Raw genomic sequence first — 17,445 nt, forward strand, 5'->3', positions numbered from 1 at the left:
CACGCGGACCGCACTGGATCAGGGATCTCGGTCGAATCATGGGTCAAGATTCGACACGGATCCCTGATCCAGCGCTAAACAGCCAGCGCTAAACAGCCAGCGCCAAAACAGCTGGCGCGATCTTCGATCTCCCCCGGGAGGGTCACCATGACCAGACTCCTTCGCATGGGCTCGGCCCTGATCCTCGCCGCAGCCACCGTCCTCATCGGAGCGACGCCGGCGCACAGCGCGTACGTGCCCAAGACCCCGCCGCTCAGCACGCCCTGGACCAGCCAGGTGTCGCTGACCAACCCGCTGCCGGAGTACCCGCGGCCCCAGCTCACCCGGTCCGACTGGCAGAGCCTCAACGGTCAGTGGCAGTTCGCCCACGCGACCGGGCTGACCAACCCGCCCGTCGGGCAGACCCTGGGCGAGACGATCCTCGTGCCGTATCCGGTGGAGTCGGCGCTGTCGGGGATCATGCGGCACGAGAACCACATGTGGTACCGGCGTACCTTCACCGTGCCGTCGGGCTGGTCGGGCCGCCGCGTCCAGCTCAACTTCGGTGCGGTCACCTGGCAGGCCGCGATCTGGGTGAACGGCCAGTCGGTCGGCGGCCACACCGGCGGATACGAGTCCTTCAGCGTCGACGTCACCACCGCCCTCAACGGCGGGACCAATGAGATCATCGTCGGGGTCTACTCCCCCGTCGACGCGGCCGGCATACCGCTGGGCAAGCAGCGGCTGAGCCCGAGCGGGATCTTCTACACCGCCGCCTCCGGCATCTGGCAGAGCGTCTGGCTGGAGCCGACCGTCGCCGCCCACGTCACCAGGCTCGACACCACGCCTGACATCGTCGCCGGGCAGCTGGATCTGGTGGTGCAGACGGGCGGCGGGACGGCGCAGGGCGTACTGGCCGAGGTGCTCAGCGGCGGCGCATTCGTCGGCAGCGCCACCGGTTCGCCCGGCGCGCACCTGCGGGTCACCATCCCGAACGCCCGGCTGTGGAGTCCGGACGATCCGTTCCTCTACGACCTGCGCGTCACCCTCACCGGCACGGGTGGCGGTGACGTCGTCGGCGGCTACTTCGGGATGCGCTCGATCGCGAAGGCCGTCGTCAACGGCTTCCTGCGGCCGGTGCTCAACGGGCGGTTCGTGTTCCAGATCGGCACCCTCGACCAGGGCTACTGGCCCGACGGGAGCTACACCGCCCCGACGGACGCCGCGCTGGCCTTCGACCTTCAGCAGCAGAAGAACCTCGGGTTCAACACCGTCCGCAAACACATCAAGGTCGAACCCGCGCGGTGGTACTACTGGGCCGACCGCCTCGGGCTGATGGTGTGGCAGGACATGCCGTCGATGCGTACCGGGGTGACGCCGTCCACGTCGGACCGCACGAACTTCGAGAGCGAACTGCACCGCATGGTGGACCAGCTGCGCGGGATCACCTCGATCGTCCAGTGGCAGCCGTTCAACGAGGGCTGGGGCGAGTACGACCCGGCGCGCATCGCCGACCTGGTCAAGAGCTGGGATCCGACGCGGCTGGTGGACAACAACTCCGGCTCCAACTGTTGCGGCTTCGACGGCGGCAACGGCGACGCGATCGACGACCACATCTACGTCGGGCCGGGCCAGACCCAGCTGCCCAGCGTCACCCGGGTCGCCGAACTCGGCGAGTTCGGCGGCCTCGGGCTGATCGTGCCGGGCCACGAGTGGCAGGCCGGCGCCGGGTTCAGCTACGAGATGGAGCCCGACTCGGCCACGCTCACCAAGCGGTACGCCGAGGTCACCGACACGCTCCAGGGACTGATCTTCGCCCGGGGCCTGTCGGCGTCGATCTACACCGAGCCGACCGACGTGGAGAACGAGCGCAACGGGTTCTACACCTACGACCGGCAGGTCCTGAAGATGGACGCCGCCCAGGTACGCGCGGCGAACCTGGCGGTGCAGGCGGCGGCCGGCGGGCTACGGCTCAACACGCTGGTGTCCCTCGGCGCGACGACGTCCTGCTGCACGACCCGCTATCTGCGGCAGAACCCGCTCGGCGTGACGGTTCCGGTGACCAGCGGCAGTGGCGACGTCACCAAGCAGGACACCACATTCCGGCTGCGAGCCGGGCTGGCCGACGCCGCGTGCTACTCCTTCGAGTCCCGTAACTACCCGGGGCAGTACCTGCGGCACTCGGCGTACCGGGTGCAGCGGGCGGTCAACGACGGCTCGTCGCTGTTCGCGCAGGACGCCACGTTCTGCGTGCGTACCGGGCACACGGCTCAGGGGGTGTCGTTCGAGTCGAAGAACTTCCCCGGCCGGTTCCTGCGGCACATCGACTCCGAGGTCTACATCGCCGCGAACGGCGGCCCGAACAGCTTCGACAACGCGGCGTCGTGGGCGGCCGACACCACCTGGCAGGTCGCCGCGCCCTGGTGGCGCAGCGGCGCATCGCTCGCCACCGACCAGGCCGTCTCGCTGCAGGTCGTCACGGCCTGCTGCACCAACCGCTATCTGCGGCACTACAACGGTCTCGGCTACACCGAGGTGGTGACGTCGGCCGGCGACGCGACGCTCAAGGCGGACGCGACCTTCGTCGTACGCCACGGCCTTGCCGATTCGAGCTGCTACTCGTTCGAGTCGCGTAACTTCCCGGGCCAATACCTGCGGCACGCGCAGTTCCGCGTACGCAAGGACGCCAACGACGGCACGGCGACGTTCGCCCAGGACGCCACCTTCTGTGCCCAGCCGGGCCGGCTCGCCGGCTCCGACGTGACGCTGACCTCCTACAACATCGCCACCCGGGCGATCCGGCACTACGCCTCGGAGGTGTGGATCGCCGCCGAGGGCGGACCCAATTCGCCGTACGACGCCGCGGGCAGCTATGCCGCCGACGTCACCTGGCATCCGGCGGCGGCCTGGGGCTGACCTTCTCCCCCGACAGACGGTCTCCTACTGACGCGGCCGGGCGACAGCGACGTCGTCCGGCCGCCGTCCGGCGAACTCGGCCCGGTATCGCGTCGGCGTGGTCCCCAGCGCGGCGGCGAAGTGCTCGCGCAGGCGGGTCGGCGTACCGAAGCCGGATCGGGCCGCCACCACGTCCACCCCCAGGCCGGTCGATTCCAGCAGGTGCCGGGCACGGTCGAGGCGCTGGGTGACCAGCCATCGGTGCACGGTCGTGCCGGTACGCGCCCGGAACATCCGGGTGAAGGTGCTGCGACTCATGTGCGCCTGCGCGGCCAGCTGATCGATGCCGAGCGGACCGTCCAGATGGGACTGCGCCCAGGTCAGCGCGGCGGTCAGCGGGTCCTCGCCGGGATGCGGCGAACTCGTCGACGCGGCCGGGCATCGGGACGTGGTGATCGCCGGGTTCATGACCCACATGTGCGTCACGTTCACCGCGGAAGGCGCGTTTCTGCGCGGCAACGCACCCACCGTCGTCGCCGACGCCTGCGCCACCCGGCCGCTGCCCTCGGCCACCGGTCCGACGACCGCCGCCGAGCAGCATCGCGTCGCGCTGGCGACCATCGGCGACCTGTACGCCGTCGTCGTCCCCACCGCGGCCGACCTGCGCTGACGGCCGTGGGCAAATATTTCTGCGATCCCGGCGGCAATAGGAACGAACTGTTCCTAATGGCCTTCTAGCTTTATCGGCATGAGAATCCTGATCGCCGGATCCACCGGCACCGTCGGCCGCCAGATCGTCGCCCAGCTCGTCGCCCAGGGGCACTCGGTCCGGGCGCTGACCCGCAACCCGGAGGCCGCCCTGCCCGGCGCGGAGATGGTCGTGGGCAACCTGACCGACCCCAGCACCCTTGTCGAGGCGCTCGACGGCGTCGACGCCATGCACCTGATCAGCTTCGACGGCGGCGGTTACCAGCCGCTGGCGACCGGGCCGGAGATCGTCGAGCTGGCGAGCCGGGCCGGCGTCAAGCGGGTGACCGTGCTCGGCGGCAAGGACGAGTCCGGTGTGGAGAAGGCGCTGCGCGACAGTGACCTTGCCTGGACGATCGTGCAGCCCGTGGAGTTCATGGGCAACGCGCTGGCCTGGATTCCCGCCGTCCACGCGGGTGAGGTCAAGGAGCCGTTCATCGACCGGCGCAGCGCGATGGTGCACGAGGCGGACATCGCGGCCATCGCCGTCGTGGGACTGACCGAGGACGGCCACGGCGGGCAGACCTACACGGTGACCGGTCCGCAGGTGCTGACCGTGCCGGAGAAGGTCGAGATCCTGAGCCGGGCGCTCGGCAAGGAGATCGGGCTCGTCGAGCTGACCGAGGCCCAGGCGCGGGAGAAGTGGGCCGGCGAAGGACTGGCCGCCGACATCATCGACTTCCTGATCTGGGCGTACGGGAACACTCCGGAGATCGGCTACACCGTCGTGTCGACGGTGGAGGATCTGACCGGCAAGCCCGCTCGCACCTTCGCACAATGGTGCGCGGAGAACGCTCCGGCCTTCGCCTGATCACTGTCGAGGAAGCCGGGACGCGGCGGTCGCCGTGTCCCGGCTTCGTGCGCTGCGCTGTGCGTATCAGCTGATCATGCTGGATTGTCGCCGTGCGTGAGGGTCTCCCACGCGACGAACAGGTTGTTGGTCCCGGCCGGGCGTTGCGCGAGGGTGAGCGCCTCGGTGTTGGTCATGCCGTAGCCGAGGCGGTTGTGCATGGCGTTGTAGCCGACCTCGGTGATCGGCCCGAGGCCGAGGGTGAGCGAGCCGCCGCACAGCCAGGACGGCACAGCGGCGCCGCGCTGGTAGGTCGACTGGAAGCCCAGCGCCTGCCGCAGCCGCTCCCCCACCTGTGGGTAGAGGTCCTGGCCCTGGATGCGCGAGGTCTCCGCGACGTGCGAGATGGCCGAGATGCCGTAGCCGGTGTGGGTGAAGTCGCGGCAGGTCTCCTGGGTCAGCCCGGTGACGAAGGTCGACTGGCCCTGCCAGTACCCGATGATCTCGCTGCTGGTGTCGAGGCCGCTGCCGGGGACGGTGTAGGGCAGCGAGCCGTCGCTCGTGAGATAGACGTACGCATGCACGCGGTTGAGGTAGCGCGTGACCGCGGAGTTGTAGCTCGCCCGGTCGTCGAGGAAGACCGAGACGCCGATCGCGGCCTCCATCATGGACAGCTCCCAGTTGCCGTTGCTGTTGGAGCCGTTGCGCACCTTGGGCAGGTACACGTTGCGCAGCATGGTGGCGAACCGGCCGGAGTTGGGCCACGACGAGTAGGTGTACTTGATGATCTCGGCCGCCCGGGGCCACACCGAACCGGCCCAGCCGGTCTGCAGCGGGGCGTTGGAGTTCGTGTGATCGGTGATCACCGCCGACCAGGCGTCCATGAGCTGGATCGCCTTCTGCGCGTATGCGGTGTTGCCGGAGATGTACCAGGCCAGCGCGTCCGTGTACGCCGCGATCGCGTCCTCGCGTTCGTCGGTGCACCCGTAGTTCGGGTTCGAGTAGGGGCCGCATTCGACGACCGATCTCGGCGCGGGCGTACGCGACAACGACGCGTACCGGCTCGCGAGCATCGCGTTGTACGCGCTGGTCCACGGCTGCGCCCCGGCCTGCACCCTGCCCTTGACGAAGTCGAGCTGCGCCCGGCTCACGAGTACGCCCGGGTGGACGAAGCCGGCCGACGCGCCGGGGAGCGTCCACTGCTGGTTGGCGTTGCCGCTGCACGACCAGATCTGCAAAGCCGTCCCGTCGGCCGAACTCTGCCCGGTCGCGTCGAGACACGTGCCCGACCCGGCGTTCACCAGCGCGGTGCCGGTCTGGTTCCACTTCTGGGCGTTGGTGCCGTCGCAGTCGTAGATCTGGGCCTTGGTGCCGTTCGCCGTCCCGGCCGCCGCGACGGTGAGGCATTTGCCGAGAGCCTTGATCGTGCCGTCCGCACCGACCACCCATTGCTGGGCGCTGGTGCCATTGCAGGTGTAGAGCTGGACCTGGGTTCCGTTGGCGGAGTTGGCCGCCGCGACGTCGACGCACTTGCCGCCGATCCCGGTGATCGGCCCGGTGCCGGTGACCGCGGCGGCGGCCGTCGGGGACAACTGGCTGCCGGTGACGGTCAGCGCTGCCGTTACGGCGAGCGCGGCGAGCAGCCGAACGAGGCGGATTCGCCGCGGGTGGGCGCGGGTGGGCATGGCGTGCTCCCTTCACAGGAGATAGCGCCTCATCAATTAGGAAGGCGTCTGAACAGATAGGCCGACCTAGATTGCCACCCATCGCGCCGTTCGTCAACGCATGGACACATGTCCACATATGTGGACGGGATCTTGGCGCGGCTTCCGTTTCATGATCGGCGGCTGCCGACGATCGAGGCCGTAGCACGTCCATGATCGGCGGCTGCCGACAACCAATGGCAGCGGCGCCACCAAGATCGTCGGCAGCCGACAACAAGTGGGCTAATTCGCCCTTGATCGTCGGCTGCCGACGATCACCATGCGGGCCGGGCCACGGCCGAAGCGTCAGGCGGGGACGACGTCCGCGACCACGCAGGCGACGTTGTCGGGAGCGCCGGCGGCGTACGCCCGGGCGATGAGGTCGTCGACGACCTCGTTCGCGCCCACGGATCGGGCGAGCGACGTCCGGATGGCGTCCCTGTCCACCACCGCGAACAACCCGTCGGTGCACAGCAGATAGCGGTCGCCCGCCCGCGCCTCGCGTACGCTCAGGTCCGGTTCGGCCGCGCCTTCGTTGGTCAGCGCACGGATGAGCTGAGCCCGTTGCGGGTGCGCCATCGCCTCGTCGTCGGTCAACCGGCCGCTGTCGACCAGCGACTGGACGTAGCTGTGGTCGTGGGTGAGCTGGAACAGCTGCCCGTCGCGCAGCAGGTAGACCCGGGTGTCGCCGATGTGCGCCAGGCCCAGCTGGGAACCGGACCAGACCAGGGCGGTCAGCGTGGTCACCGCTTGCCCCGACGGGTCGTCGGCGGCGATCTCGGTCAGCCGCGCCTGGGCCCGATCCACCGCAGCGGCCAGCGCCGGGATCAGGTCGCCGGTCGGCAGGTCGCGCAGTGCCTCGATCGCGGCGGCGCTCGCCCGGTCACCGGCCGCGCCGCGCATGCCGTCGGCGACGGCGAGCAGCCGGTCGTCGGCGTACGCCGTGTCCTCGTTGGTGTCGCGGCCGACGCCGGGCTCCGTGCGCGCGGCGTACTGGATGGTCAGTGGGGTCGGCATGGGTTCGGCCCTTCCGGAGAAGTGGTCGACGAGAAAGGTGGCGACCCGGTCGCGGGTGGCCGCCTCGGACGCGATCACGGCGCGATACCGCTCGATCTCCTTCGCGGCCGCGTCAGGGGTCGCGTCGCAGACCACGCGGATCACGTCCAGGGGCATGCCGAGCCGGCGCAGCCACGCGATCAACCGGCCGCGGCCGAGCTGTTCGGGGTGGTAGTACCGGTACCCCGTCTCCGCGTCGACCACTTCCGGCGGCAGCAGCCCGAGCTTGTCGTAGAGCCGCAGCGCCCGGGGTGACAGCCGGGCGGCGCGAGAGAACTCGCCGATCGTCAGCACCCGTTCCGCCTTCCTCGTCGTGGCCGGACCGGCGGCCCGGCGAGTCCCATGGTGGGCCTTCACCCAAGGTGAAGGTCCAGCGTAATGGGCTGACGACTGTGACGGAGACGCGCGTCACAGCCGCCGATGTCACATCTCGCCGCGTCTTCTCGTCGAAGAGGTATGAGCAATGAGCTGGACATCCTGCGCCGCGACTTCCGCGGCGACATCATCGAGCCCGGCGGCGCGGACTACGAGACCGCCAGCCGTTCCGTTCTGGTCGTCGGCAGCCCCGCGTACGTGCTGCGCCCCAAGTCCGTCGCCGACGTGCAGGCCGCCGTGACGTTCGCGAACTCCGCCGTCCTCCCGCTGGCCGTGCGCGGCGGCGGGCATGCCTTCGCCGGTTTCGGCACGAACGAGGGCGGCGTCGTGATCGACCTGAGCCCGCTGGCCGACGTCGAGGTCCTCGACGACTCCCTCGTGCGGATCGGCGGCGGCGCCACCTGGGGCCAGGTCGCGACGGCGCTCGCCCCACACCGCCTGGCGATCTCCTCCGGCGACACCCGCAGCGTCGGCGTCGGCGGGCTGACGCTGTCCGGCGGGATGGGCTGGAAGGTCCGCAAGCACGGCCTCGCCCTCGACGCCCTGGTCTCGGCCGAGGTGGTCACCGCCGACGGCCAACTGGTACGCGCCAGCGAGGCCGACAATCCGGACCTGTTCTGGGCGATCCGGGGTGGCGGCGGCAACTTCGGCATCGTGACGGCCTTCGAGTTCCGGGCCCACCCGACGACGGACGTGTTCTTCGGCCGGATCTCCTTCCCGGCGGCGGAGGCAGCGACCGTGCTGCACGGCTGGGCGGAGTGTCTGCGTACCGCGCCGGCCGAGCTGACCTCGATCGTCGAGCTGGCCAACCCGTTCGCGGGCGGCAACGCCGCACCCGTCGAGGTCCGCGTCGCCTACGATGGCGACGACCCCGACCTGGCCGCGCGGGCGATCGACCCGATCCGGCGGCTCGGGACCGTCCTCGACGACACCGTGGTGCTCACGGCGTACCCGGACGTCCTCGTGGACGGCGTCGTCCCGCCGCCTGGCATCGCGCTGTTCACCCGCAGCGGGTTCGTCGAGCAGGCTTCCGTGCCGGAGGTGCTGCGCATGCTGGCCGAGGTGGGCGCTTCCGAGCGACCGCCGTTCCTGGCCGTACGCAGTCTCGGCGGCGCGGTGTCCGAGGTACCGGCGGACGCGACGGCGTACGCCCACCGCTCGGCGGAACTGATGGTGCTGACCACGATCGCGGGACCGAAGCCGGTCGTGGACGGCGCGCGAGCCGGGATCGACGCGATCTGGGGACGGCTCGCGCCCCACGTCAGCGGGGCGTACGCCAACTTCCTCGCCACCGCCACCGAGGCGGACGTCGCGGCGGTCTACCCGGCGGCGACCTATGACCGGCTGGCGGCGGTGAAGCGACGGTTCGACCCGGGCAACCTGTTCAGCGCCAACCACAACGTCCGGCCCGCGTAGTCCGGCGTCGTCGCACGGTGTGGCCCCACGGTGCGTGTGGGGCCACACCGCCCATTGACTTCCACAATGGACGAAGTTACGGTACGCGCCGCCGGGACGGCGCTGACCAGCGAGCGGAATGGGTGACCTGACGCCCATTTTCTTGACTGATTCCAGAAAACGGGCAAGACTGCGGGTGATTACCCACAGGTGAGCCCGGAAGGAATCCGATGTCAGAGAACCACGACGCCGTAGTCCACGACGCCGAGGCCGGGGCCGAGTCCCGCTGCCCGGTCGCGCACGGACGGGCGCCGCATCCGACTCAGGGTGGCGGCAACCGCGGCTGGTGGCCGAACCAGCTCAACCTGAAGATCCTCGCCAAGAACCCGGCCGTGGCCAACCCGCTCGGGGTGGAGTTCGATTACGCCGCGGCGTTCCAGGCCCTCGACCTGGCCGCGGTCAAGCGCGACATCGCCGAGGTCCTGACGACCTCGCAGGACTGGTGGCCGGCCGACTTCGGCAACTACGGCCCGTTCATGATCCGCATGGCGTGGCACAGCGCCGGCACCTACCGCATCAGCGACGGCCGCGGCGGCGCGGGCGCCGGTCAGCAGCGGTTCGCCCCGCTGAACAGCTGGCCGGACAACGGCAACCTGGACAAGGCCCGCCGCCTGCTGTGGCCGGTCAAGAAGAAGTACGGCCAGTCGATCTCCTGGGCCGACCTGATGATCCTCACCGGCAACGTGGCGCTGGAGACGATGGGCTTCAAGACCTTCGGCTTCGCCGGCGGCCGGGCCGACGTCTGGGAGCCCGACGAGGACGTCTACTGGGGCCCGGAGAGCACCTGGCTGGGCGACCAGCGCTACACCGGCGACCGCGACCTGGAGAACCCACTGGCCGCCGTCCAGATGGGCCTGATCTACGTCAACCCGGAGGGCCCGAACGGCAACCCGGACCCGATCGCTGCCGCGCGGGACATCCGCGAGACGTTCGGCCGCATGGCGATGAACGACGAGGAGACCGTCGCGCTGATCGCCGGCGGCCACACCTTCGGCAAGACCCACGGCGCCGGCCCGGCCGACCACGTGGGCGCCGAGCCGGAGGCCGCGCCGCTGGAGGCGCAGGGCCTGGGCTGGCAGAGCACCTACGAGTCCGGCAAGGGCCCGCACGCGATCACGAGCGGCCTCGAGGTCACCTGGACCACCACGCCGACCCAGTGGAGCAACAGCTTCTTCGAGATCCTGTTCGGCTACGAGTGGGAGCCGTCGCAGAGCCCGGCCGGGGCGCACCAGTGGGTCGCGAAGAACTCCGCCGAGATCATCCCGGACGCATACGACCCGGCCAAGAAGCACCGGCCGACGATGCTGACGACCGACCTGTCGCTGCGGTTCGACCCGGTCTACGAGCAGATCTCGCGGCGCTTCCTGGAGAACCCGGAGCAGTTCGCCGACGCGTTCGCCCGCGCCTGGTTCAAGCTGACCCACCGCGACATGGGCCCGATCGTGCGCTACCTCGGCCCGGAGGTCCCGGCCGAGGTGCTGATCTGGCAGGACCCGCTGCCGGCCGCCGACTACGCGCAGATCGACGCGGCCGACGTCGCGGCGCTCAAGCAGCAGATCCTCGCGTCCGGCCTGTCCGTCGCGCAGCTGGTCTCGACCGCGTGGGCGTCGGCTTCGACGTTCCGCGGCAGTGACAAGCGCGGTGGCGCCAACGGCGCGCGTGTGCGCCTGCAGCCGCAGAGCAGCTGGGAGGTCAACGAGCCCGACGAGCTGGCCGTCGTGCTGAACGCGCTGGAGCGCGTCCAGCAGCAGTTCAACGCCCAGGGCGCGAAGAAGGTCTCGCTGGCCGACCTGATCGTCCTCGGCGGTTCCGCGGCGGTCGAGCAGGCGGCGAAGGCGGCCGGTCACGACGTCGAGGTGCCGTTCACGCCGGGCCGTGTCGACGCCACGGCCGAGCAGACCGACGCCGAGTCGTTCGCGGCGCTGGAGCCCACTGTGGATGGTTTCCGCAACTACCTCGGCAAGGGCCACCGCCTGCCGGCCGAATTCCTGCTGGTCGACAAGGCCAACCTGCTCACGCTGAGCGCGCCCGAGCTGACCGTGCTGGTCGGCGGTCTGCGGGTGCTCGGCGCGAACTACGGCAACTCCTCGCTCGGCGTCCTCACCGACAAGCCCGGGTCGTTGACGAACGACTTCTTCGTCAACCTGCTCGACCTCGGCACCCAGTGGACGCCGACCGGCGACGACCTCACCTACGAGGCCCGCGACGCGGCCGGCCAGGTCCGGTGGACCGGCAGCCGCGCCGACCTGGTCTTCGGCTCGAACTCCGAACTGCGTGCCGTGGCCGAGGTCTACGCCGGCGACGACGCCCAGGAGAAGTTCGTCGGCGACTTCGTCGACGCCTGGGTCAAGGTCATGAACCTCGACCGGTTCGACGTCGCCTGATTTCCGCTGAGTCCAGGCCGGCCCGCGTGGGTCGGCCTGGACTTTTTTGTACGCCGAAAGCAGCGCCCGGGACCGGTCAGAAGGTCAGCGCACTGATCAGCGAGACATAGGCCGCCACGAGGAACACCGAGCCGGTGAGCAGGCCCGTCATCGCGCTGGGGTAGACGCCCCGGCGGCGCGCCAGCGGCACCGAGACGATCGCCGCGACGCTGACCAGAACCGCGACGAGGTGGAAGAACGCATAGTCCACCAGGATCGCCAGCGGGATGAAATGCAGGCCGACCACCAGGGCGACCCAGGCGGCCATCAGCTCCTTCTTCCCGCGGCGCGCCAGAAGGACGCAGCCGATTCCGGCCAGGACGAACTCGATCGCCACGACGATGCCGAACCTCGGGCTGGTGTCGGCGTCGAAGGCGGTGCCGTCGTTCCAGTGACGCCACACGAGGATTCCGCCGGCCACGGTGCAGGCGAGCCCCACGATCGATCCCGTGGTCAGCCAGGCACGCCACCGCTGTGGCGGCGACTCCTGCGCCCAGCCGAACCAGACGGAGGTCACGAAGCCGAAAAGTGCGGCGCTGGCCGCGATGTCACGCAGAAAGCCGGAGGTCACGGCAAGACGGTAGCGTGCAGTCGCTACGGGTTTCGCAGCACATACCGCAGGAATCCGCTGTGCGGGGTGTAGTTGTCGTAGAGCATCCGGGCGCGGTAATTGGTCTCCCGGGTCTGCCAGGACAGCGACGACCAGCCGCGTACGCGCGTCTCGTTCCACAGCCAGTCGATCAGGGTGCGGCCGACGCCGCCGCCGCGCACGTCCGGGTCGACGTAGAGGTCCTGGAGGTAGCAGCCCGGCGCCAGCGCCGAGGTGCTGTCCTGGAGCAGGTAGTGGGCGATGCCGACGACGCCCTCGCCGGGCCGCTCGGCGACGATCGCGTGCACCGAGCCGGCCGGATCGAGGATACGGGACCAGGTCTGCCGGGTGATCGCCTCGACCGGTTCGCGCTCGTAGAACCGGGTGTACGCGTCCCACAGCTCGCGCCAGCGGGGCTCGTCGTCGGCGTGGGCGGGACGAATGGCGACGGCAGGCGACATGTCGATCATGATAGACACCAGGCGCCGGACGTATGCCGTCCGGCGCCTGGTGGATTCAGCGGGGCTTACTTACTCGATCTCGACCAGCCGGCGGCGCGTCGCGACCATCATCAGACCGCCGCCCAGCAGGAGCAGCGAACCGGCGACGATGAGGATCGAGCTGAACGAGCTACCCGTGGTGGGCAGCATCTCGATCGTGGTCGGCGACGGCGTCGGCGACGTGACCGGGCTGGTGCTCTCCGAAGCCTTCGGAGACGGGCTGGTGCTCTCCGACACCGTGACGGACGGGCTCGGCGACTCCGACACCTCCGGCGACGGGGAGGTCGAAGCACTCGGGCTCTCCGACACCTCGGCCGAGGGGCTGGTGCTCGGCGACTCCGACACCTCCGGTGACGGAGACGTCGACGTGCTGGGGCTCTCCGACACCTCGGGCGACGGGCTCGTGGAGACGCTCGGGCTCTCCGACGGGCTCGGGCTCTCCGTCACACTCGCGGACGGGCTCGCGCTCGGCGACTCCGACACCTCCGGCGACGGGCTGGTCGAGCGGCTCGGCGAGGTCGACGGCGACGCGCTCGGCGACGGCTTGACCGGCGTACCGGGGCAGGTGTGGCTCAGGTTGAACGTCGCGTCCTTCGCCTCGTTGGCGAGGTCGGCGGTGGCGGCGGTGAGCTGCCAGCCCGCCGTCGTGATCACGTACGCGTGCTTGTACTGCTGCTTCTTGCCGGCGGCGTCGAGCCAGCCCTTCCAGCCCGTGCCGGTGTTCGGCGCGGCGGGGTCGGTGCTCGTGATCGGCCCGGCCGTGACGGTGCCGCCCGAGGTCGAGAAGGTCAGCGTGAGGCTGGTGAAGCCGTCACCCTGCTTGTCCGGGACGACGAAGTGCCAGCCGTCCTGCGAATCGGACAAAGTACCGAAGCCGTCGCACTGGTGGGTCTTGAACGCCTTGGCCGTGGTGGGGATCTGGCTGTCCTTCACGGACGCGGCGAACACGCCGACACCGAGGGTGACCGTCCCGACCACCGCGAGGACGAGCGGAACGCCCACTCGGCGGATATAGGGGCTGAAACGTCCTGCTGACACGAAGCTCTCCGAGGGTGATCGACAATGCCAGCGCACGGTAACCAGGTTGACCAGGATTCGGCATCGGCTGCCGCCACTAGATCTTGCTGACGAACGTTTTCGCAGGTCAGCCGTTAGGTGGAGAGATCTTGGCCGAATCGCGATCTTGGTACGCCCACCGGCTGACGCCTGTCACGGCCCCGTGTCGCGCCGGAGTTGCCGAACTCCGCCTCTGGGCAGACCAACCACGGTAGAAAGAGGTCATGGCCACGTACAAGGTTGGATATTTCGTCGGCAGCCTCTCGTCGACCTCGATCAACCGGGAACTGTCCAAGGCACTGATCCGGCTCGCGCCGGAGGACCTCGAGTTCGCCGAGATCCCGATCGGGGACCTGCCGCTGTACAACCGCGACCTCGACACGGCGTACCCGCCGGAGGCGATGGCATTGAAGGAGGCCATCCACCAATCCCAGGCGATCCTGTTCGTGACGCCCGAATACAACCGGTCGATCCCCGGAGCGCTCAAGAACGCCATCGACTGGGCGTCGCGGCCGTGGGGTCAGAACGCCTTCGACCACATCCCGGCCGCCGTCATCGGAGCCAGCATCGGGCAGATCGGCACGGCCCTGGCTCAGCAGACCCTGCGGAATGTGCTCTCGTTCTGCAACGCCCGGCAGATGACCGCGCCGGAGGCGTACATCCAGTACACGCCGGAACTGTTCCCGGGCGACGGCGCGGTCACCGATCCGGCCACCGCGAGCTTCCTTTCGGCGTACATGTCGGAATTCCGCGAGCACATCATCCGCGTGCTTCAGGTGCTGCCCCGCGAGGCCCGAGTGCCCACGGCCTGATCAGCCGTTGGCGTAGAGGCAGAACGGGTGACCGTCCGGGTCGAGCATGACCCGGACCTCGGTCTGGGGCTGGAACTCCGCGGGGGTCGCGCCCAGCTCCATGGCGTGAGCCACCGCGGCGGCCAGGTCTTCCACCTCGAAATCCAGGTGCAGCATCTGCTGCTGGCGGCCCTCGGCCGGTGGCCACACCGGCCGAACGTATTCCGGGGAGTCCTGGAAGGCGAGGTAGCCGACGCTGTCGGGCGGGATGATCGTCCGGCCCTCGGGACCCAGCTCCCAGCCGAGCAACTCGGCGTAGAACCGGGCCAGCGCCCGGGCGTCGGGACTGTCGAGCACCGCACCCCAGTAGTCGTGCCGCTGGTCACGAGGGGTGGAACCGTCGTTCTGAGTACGACCGCGCATGAGCCCATGGTGCCGGAGAACGGCCCGGGTCGCAGCCGACCCGGGCCGTCGCCTGCTCAGTAGCCGTAGCGGCTCTTCAGATGCCGCCACCAGTCGCGGAACATCCACTTGTCGAACTCGGTGATGGAGGTGGCGCTGCCCGCGTTCATGATGAAGCAGCACTGACCGGTCGGCGTCCAGTCGTAGAAGTCGTCCAGCCCGAAGGTATGCCCCATCTCGTGCAGCAGGATGTGGATGTTGTCGGTGTTGAGGTTGCCGGTGAAGTACTCGCTGCCGATCCGCTGACCCCAGTCGCCGCCGGCGCCGCCGGTCATCCCGGCGGTCAGCCACAACGACATGTCGTAGTGGTGCGACGCGCCGCCGGTGCAGCCGGAGTAGTTGCCGTCCTGGTGGAAGAAGCGGCCGCACGGCTCAGAGCACTGCGGCGCGTCTTCGCGGATGTTGTTGACGTAGATGTCGACCGAGGTGTCGGTCCACTCCAGTTGGGCCCGGTCGCGGACGGCCCAGCCGACGACCTTCACCGGCACGGTGGCGTACGGCCAGCCGTTGTGGCCGACCATGACGTCCATCCACTTCTTGAACTGCCGGGCCAGGGCGGCGTGGATCTGGTCGCGCAGCGCCGCGGTCACATGCGCCGTCGAATCCCAGCGTACGCAGTAGTTGATCTGCCCACCGCCGGCGAAGACCTGGTCCCAGCCGTAATTGCGGAAGGTGTAGAGCGAGTTGTAGGTCGACTCGTAGTGCGCCCAGACCTCGTTGAGCGGTTGCACCAGGTTCGACGGCGGATTCCAGCCCGTCGGGCTGACCGTCGTGCTGGGACTCGGGCTGGTGCTGGCACTCGGGCTCGCCGACGGCGACACCGTACGCGTCGGCGACGGTGAAGCGGTCGCCGTGGCCGTGGGCGAGGCGGTCGTGGTGCTGCCCGTGCAGGCCACACCGTTGAGCGTGAAGCGGGTCGGGATCGGGTTGGTCGAGGTCCACGCCCCGTTGAAGCCGATCGAGGTGACTCCGTTGGTGGCGATGGCGCCGTTGTAGCTGAGGTTCGTCGCGGTGACCTGGAGGCCGGTCTGCGCGTACGTCGCGTTCCAGCCTTGAGCGACGGCCTGGCCGGTGGCCGGGAAAGTCCACTTGAGATTCCAGGAGGCGACGGCGTCGCCGAGGTTCTTGATCTCGACGTTGGCGGTGAACCCGCCCGACCACTGCGACGGGACGGTGTAGGTGACCTGGCAGCCGGTGGCGGCGGCCTGGGCGACCGGTGCGGTCATACCCCACGCGATCAGGGTGACGCCGGCCGTGAGGACGAGAGCGGGCGCGATGAAGCGCCTTCGAGTGATGGACACGTGTGACTCCCGGGGCGGAATCTGGCGCAGAAGCTGCGCGCGAACGGGTGATACACGTGGGCGAGATACCCGGCGTCTCGACGACACGCAATGAGCACTGTGGATGCTAGACGCTCTGGGAGCGTTCCCACAAGGGCGCTGTCACCACTCCGCGTGCGTGCCGTCGGCGTGCCGCCACACCGGCGACTGCCAGTCGTGCCCGATCTCGTCGGCCCGGCGTACGGCGTCCTCGTCGACGGTGATGCCCAGGCCCGGCCCGGTCGGCGGCAGCAGATGGCCGTCGCGGAACGTGAAGACGGCCGGGTCGACGAGGTAGTCGAGCAGGTCGTGCCCGACGTTGTAGTGGATTCCCAGGCTCTGCTCCTGGATGAGGAAGTTCGGCGTGGCCAGGTCCACCTGGAGGCAGGCGGCCAACGCGATCGGCCCGAGCGGGCAATGCGGAGCCAGCAGTACGCCGAACGTCTCGGCCAGCACGGCGATGCGACGCGACTCCGAGATGCCCCCGGCGTGCGACAGATCCGGCTGCGCCACGGCGATTCCGGCCTGCAACACCGGCAGGAAGTCGGTCCGGGAGTACAGCCGCTCGCCGGTCGCGATCGGGACCGTCGCGGACCGGCACAGCTCGCCGAGCAGATGACCGTGCTCGGGGACGAGCGGCTCCTCCACGAACATCGGCGACACCGGTTCCAGCGCCCGGATCAGGCGACGCGCGGTGGCCTTGGTGGCCCGGCCGTGGAAATCGATCGCGAGGTCGCGGTCCGGTCCCAGCACCGCCCGCGCGGCCTCGGCTCGGGCGACGGCGTCGGCGATTTCCCGCGCGGACGCGAGCGGCGGCAACTGTCCGGCGACGTTCATCTTGATCGCGGTCAGCCCGGCGTCGACCTGCCGCTGGACGGCGTCGGTCACCTCGGACGGCGAATCGCCACCCACCCAGCCGTACATGCGGATCCGATCGCGCACCGGACCGCCCAGCAGCTCGTGCACGGGCGCGCCCCGGTACTTGCCCGCGATGTCCCACAACGCCTGATCGATGCCGGCCACCGCGCTCGACAGCACCGGCCCGCCCCGATAGAACGTTCCCTTGGTCATCACCTGCCACAGATCCTCGATCCGCAGCGGATCGCGGCCGATCAGCAGCGACTCGAACTCGTGCACGGCCGCGCGGACGGTGGCGGCCCGGCCCTCGACGACCGGCTCACCCCAGCCGACGATGCCGGTGTCGGTCTCGATCCGGCAGAACAGCCAGCGCGGGGCGACGAGAAACGTCTCCAGCGAAATGATCTTCACGGTTTACTCCGGGTGTCACGGCTCGGGCTCGCGGCT

At 69.6% G+C, this 17,445-nt stretch carries 15 protein-coding genes; 6 read left to right on the forward strand and 9 right to left on the reverse strand.

Annotated elements, in window-relative coordinates; translation table 11 throughout:
• The first annotated feature begins 147 nt into the window (after nt 1-147).
• Nucleotides 148-2,895, forward strand: a complete 2,748-nt coding sequence (locus HDA40_RS12650; RefSeq protein ID WP_253755263.1) for an AbfB domain-containing protein — start codon at nt 148-150, stop codon at nt 2,893-2,895.
• Between the two features lie 24 nt (nt 2,896-2,919).
• Here HDA40_RS12650 and HDA40_RS12655 read toward each other — a convergent pair whose 3' ends face one another.
• A complete protein-coding gene (locus HDA40_RS12655) occupies nt 2,920-3,351 on the reverse strand; it encodes a helix-turn-helix domain-containing protein (protein ID WP_253755265.1) in 432 nt (143 codons plus the stop codon).
• Here HDA40_RS12655 and HDA40_RS12660 point away from each other — a divergent pair.
• Both HDA40_RS12660 and HDA40_RS12665 read left to right on the forward strand, forming a co-directional pair.
• The gene (locus HDA40_RS12660) at nt 3,341-3,544 is read left to right on the forward strand and encodes an isochorismatase family protein (RefSeq protein WP_253755267.1); all 204 of its coding nucleotides are present in this window, start codon (nt 3,341-3,343) and stop codon (nt 3,542-3,544) included. The genes HDA40_RS12655 and HDA40_RS12660 overlap by 11 nt on opposite strands.
• A 78-nt stretch (nt 3,545-3,622) precedes the next feature.
• Nucleotides 3,623-4,432 (forward strand): NAD(P)H-binding protein, encoded by an 810-nt coding sequence (locus HDA40_RS12665; RefSeq protein WP_253755269.1) that lies wholly within the window; start codon nt 3,623-3,625, stop codon nt 4,430-4,432.
• Between the two features lie 74 nt (nt 4,433-4,506).
• Here HDA40_RS12665 and HDA40_RS12670 read toward each other — a convergent pair whose 3' ends face one another.
• Nucleotides 4,507-6,096 (reverse strand): ricin-type beta-trefoil lectin domain protein, encoded by a 1,590-nt coding sequence (locus tag HDA40_RS12670; RefSeq protein WP_253755271.1) that lies wholly within the window; start codon nt 6,094-6,096, stop codon nt 4,507-4,509.
• A 324-nt stretch (nt 6,097-6,420) separates the two neighbouring features.
• The gene (locus HDA40_RS12675) at nt 6,421-7,464 is read right to left on the reverse strand and encodes a MerR family transcriptional regulator (RefSeq protein WP_253755273.1); all 1,044 of its coding nucleotides are present in this window, start codon (nt 7,462-7,464) and stop codon (nt 6,421-6,423) included.
• A gap of 162 nt (nt 7,465-7,626) precedes the next feature.
• Here HDA40_RS12675 and HDA40_RS12680 point away from each other — a divergent pair, with 162 nt between their 5' ends.
• Nucleotides 7,627-8,961, forward strand: coding sequence for an FAD-binding oxidoreductase (locus tag HDA40_RS12680; RefSeq protein ID WP_253755275.1), 1,335 nt, complete (start codon nt 7,627-7,629; stop codon nt 8,959-8,961).
• Nucleotides 8,962-9,170: 209 nt separating this feature from the next.
• Nucleotides 9,171-11,384 carry a catalase/peroxidase HPI gene (gene katG / locus HDA40_RS12685; RefSeq protein ID WP_253755277.1) on the forward strand — a complete coding sequence of 738 codons (2,214 nt, stop codon included), beginning with the start codon at nt 9,171-9,173 and terminating at the stop codon, nt 11,382-11,384.
• 76 nt (nt 11,385-11,460) lie between these two features.
• Here the strand turns inward: katG and HDA40_RS12690 are convergent, their stop codons facing one another.
• From HDA40_RS12690 to HDA40_RS42090, 3 genes are all read right to left on the reverse strand, one after another.
• Nucleotides 11,461-11,994, reverse strand: a complete 534-nt coding sequence (locus HDA40_RS12690) for a hypothetical protein (RefSeq protein ID WP_253755279.1) — start codon at nt 11,992-11,994, stop codon at nt 11,461-11,463.
• Between the two features lie 23 nt (nt 11,995-12,017).
• The gene (locus HDA40_RS12695) at nt 12,018-12,473 is read right to left on the reverse strand and encodes a GNAT family N-acetyltransferase (protein WP_253755281.1); all 456 of its coding nucleotides are present in this window, start codon (nt 12,471-12,473) and stop codon (nt 12,018-12,020) included.
• A 69-nt stretch (nt 12,474-12,542) separates the two neighbouring features.
• Nucleotides 12,543-13,550, reverse strand: a complete 1,008-nt coding sequence (locus HDA40_RS42090; protein ID WP_253755283.1) for an LPXTG cell wall anchor domain-containing protein — start codon at nt 13,548-13,550, stop codon at nt 12,543-12,545.
• 242 nt (nt 13,551-13,792) lie between these two features.
• Between HDA40_RS42090 and HDA40_RS12705 the strand changes: the two genes are divergently transcribed.
• Nucleotides 13,793-14,380 carry an NADPH-dependent FMN reductase gene (locus HDA40_RS12705; RefSeq protein WP_253755285.1) on the forward strand — a complete coding sequence of 196 codons (588 nt, stop codon included), beginning with the start codon at nt 13,793-13,795 and terminating at the stop codon, nt 14,378-14,380.
• On the opposite strand, the gene HDA40_RS12710 is transcribed toward HDA40_RS12705, so the two are convergent.
• The 3 genes from HDA40_RS12710 to dgoD all read right to left on the reverse strand — a co-directional run bounded on the left by HDA40_RS12710 (nt 14,381) and on the right by dgoD (nt 17,409).
• Complete coding sequence (locus HDA40_RS12710) at nt 14,381-14,782, reverse strand: VOC family protein (protein ID WP_253755287.1); 402 nt, start codon at nt 14,780-14,782, stop codon at nt 14,381-14,383. It abuts the gene before it with no gap.
• A gap of 56 nt (nt 14,783-14,838) precedes the next feature.
• Complete coding sequence (locus HDA40_RS12715; RefSeq protein WP_253755289.1) at nt 14,839-16,122, reverse strand: cellulose-binding domain-containing protein; 1,284 nt, start codon at nt 16,120-16,122, stop codon at nt 14,839-14,841.
• 141 nt (nt 16,123-16,263) lie between these two features.
• Nucleotides 16,264-17,409, reverse strand: a complete 1,146-nt coding sequence (gene dgoD, locus HDA40_RS12720) for a galactonate dehydratase (protein ID WP_253755291.1) — start codon at nt 17,407-17,409, stop codon at nt 16,264-16,266.
• Nucleotides 17,410-17,445: the final 36 nt, after the last annotated feature.

Origin of the sequence: Hamadaea flava, from assembly GCF_024172085.1 — a bacterium.
In the GTDB taxonomy this organism is placed as follows: domain Bacteria; phylum Actinomycetota; class Actinomycetes; order Mycobacteriales; family Micromonosporaceae; genus Hamadaea; species Hamadaea flava.

Bases quoted from the DNA above. Each gene is read 5' to 3' on its own strand.
- HDA40_RS12660 (WP_253755267.1), top strand. From the start codon at position 3,341: ATGACCCACATGTGCGTCACGTTCACCGCGGAAGGCGCGTTTCTGCGC.
- HDA40_RS12680 (WP_253755275.1), top strand. From the start codon at position 7,627: ATGAGCAATGAGCTGGACATCCTGCGCCGCGACTTCCGCGGCGACATC.
- HDA40_RS12655 (WP_253755265.1), bottom strand. From the start codon at position 3,351: ATGTGGGTCATGAACCCGGCGATCACCACGTCCCGATGCCCGGCCGCG.
- HDA40_RS12705 (WP_253755285.1), top strand. From the start codon at position 13,793: ATGGCCACGTACAAGGTTGGATATTTCGTCGGCAGCCTCTCGTCGACC.
- HDA40_RS12650 (WP_253755263.1), top strand. From the start codon at position 148: ATGACCAGACTCCTTCGCATGGGCTCGGCCCTGATCCTCGCCGCAGCC.
- HDA40_RS12665 (WP_253755269.1), top strand. From the start codon at position 3,623: ATGAGAATCCTGATCGCCGGATCCACCGGCACCGTCGGCCGCCAGATC.
- HDA40_RS12710 (WP_253755287.1), bottom strand. From the start codon at position 14,782: ATGCGCGGTCGTACTCAGAACGACGGTTCCACCCCTCGTGACCAGCGG.
- HDA40_RS12670 (WP_253755271.1), bottom strand. From the start codon at position 6,096: ATGCCCACCCGCGCCCACCCGCGGCGAATCCGCCTCGTTCGGCTGCTC.
- katG (WP_253755277.1), top strand. From the start codon at position 9,171: ATGTCAGAGAACCACGACGCCGTAGTCCACGACGCCGAGGCCGGGGCC.
- HDA40_RS12695 (WP_253755281.1), bottom strand. From the start codon at position 12,473: ATGTCGCCTGCCGTCGCCATTCGTCCCGCCCACGCCGACGACGAGCCC.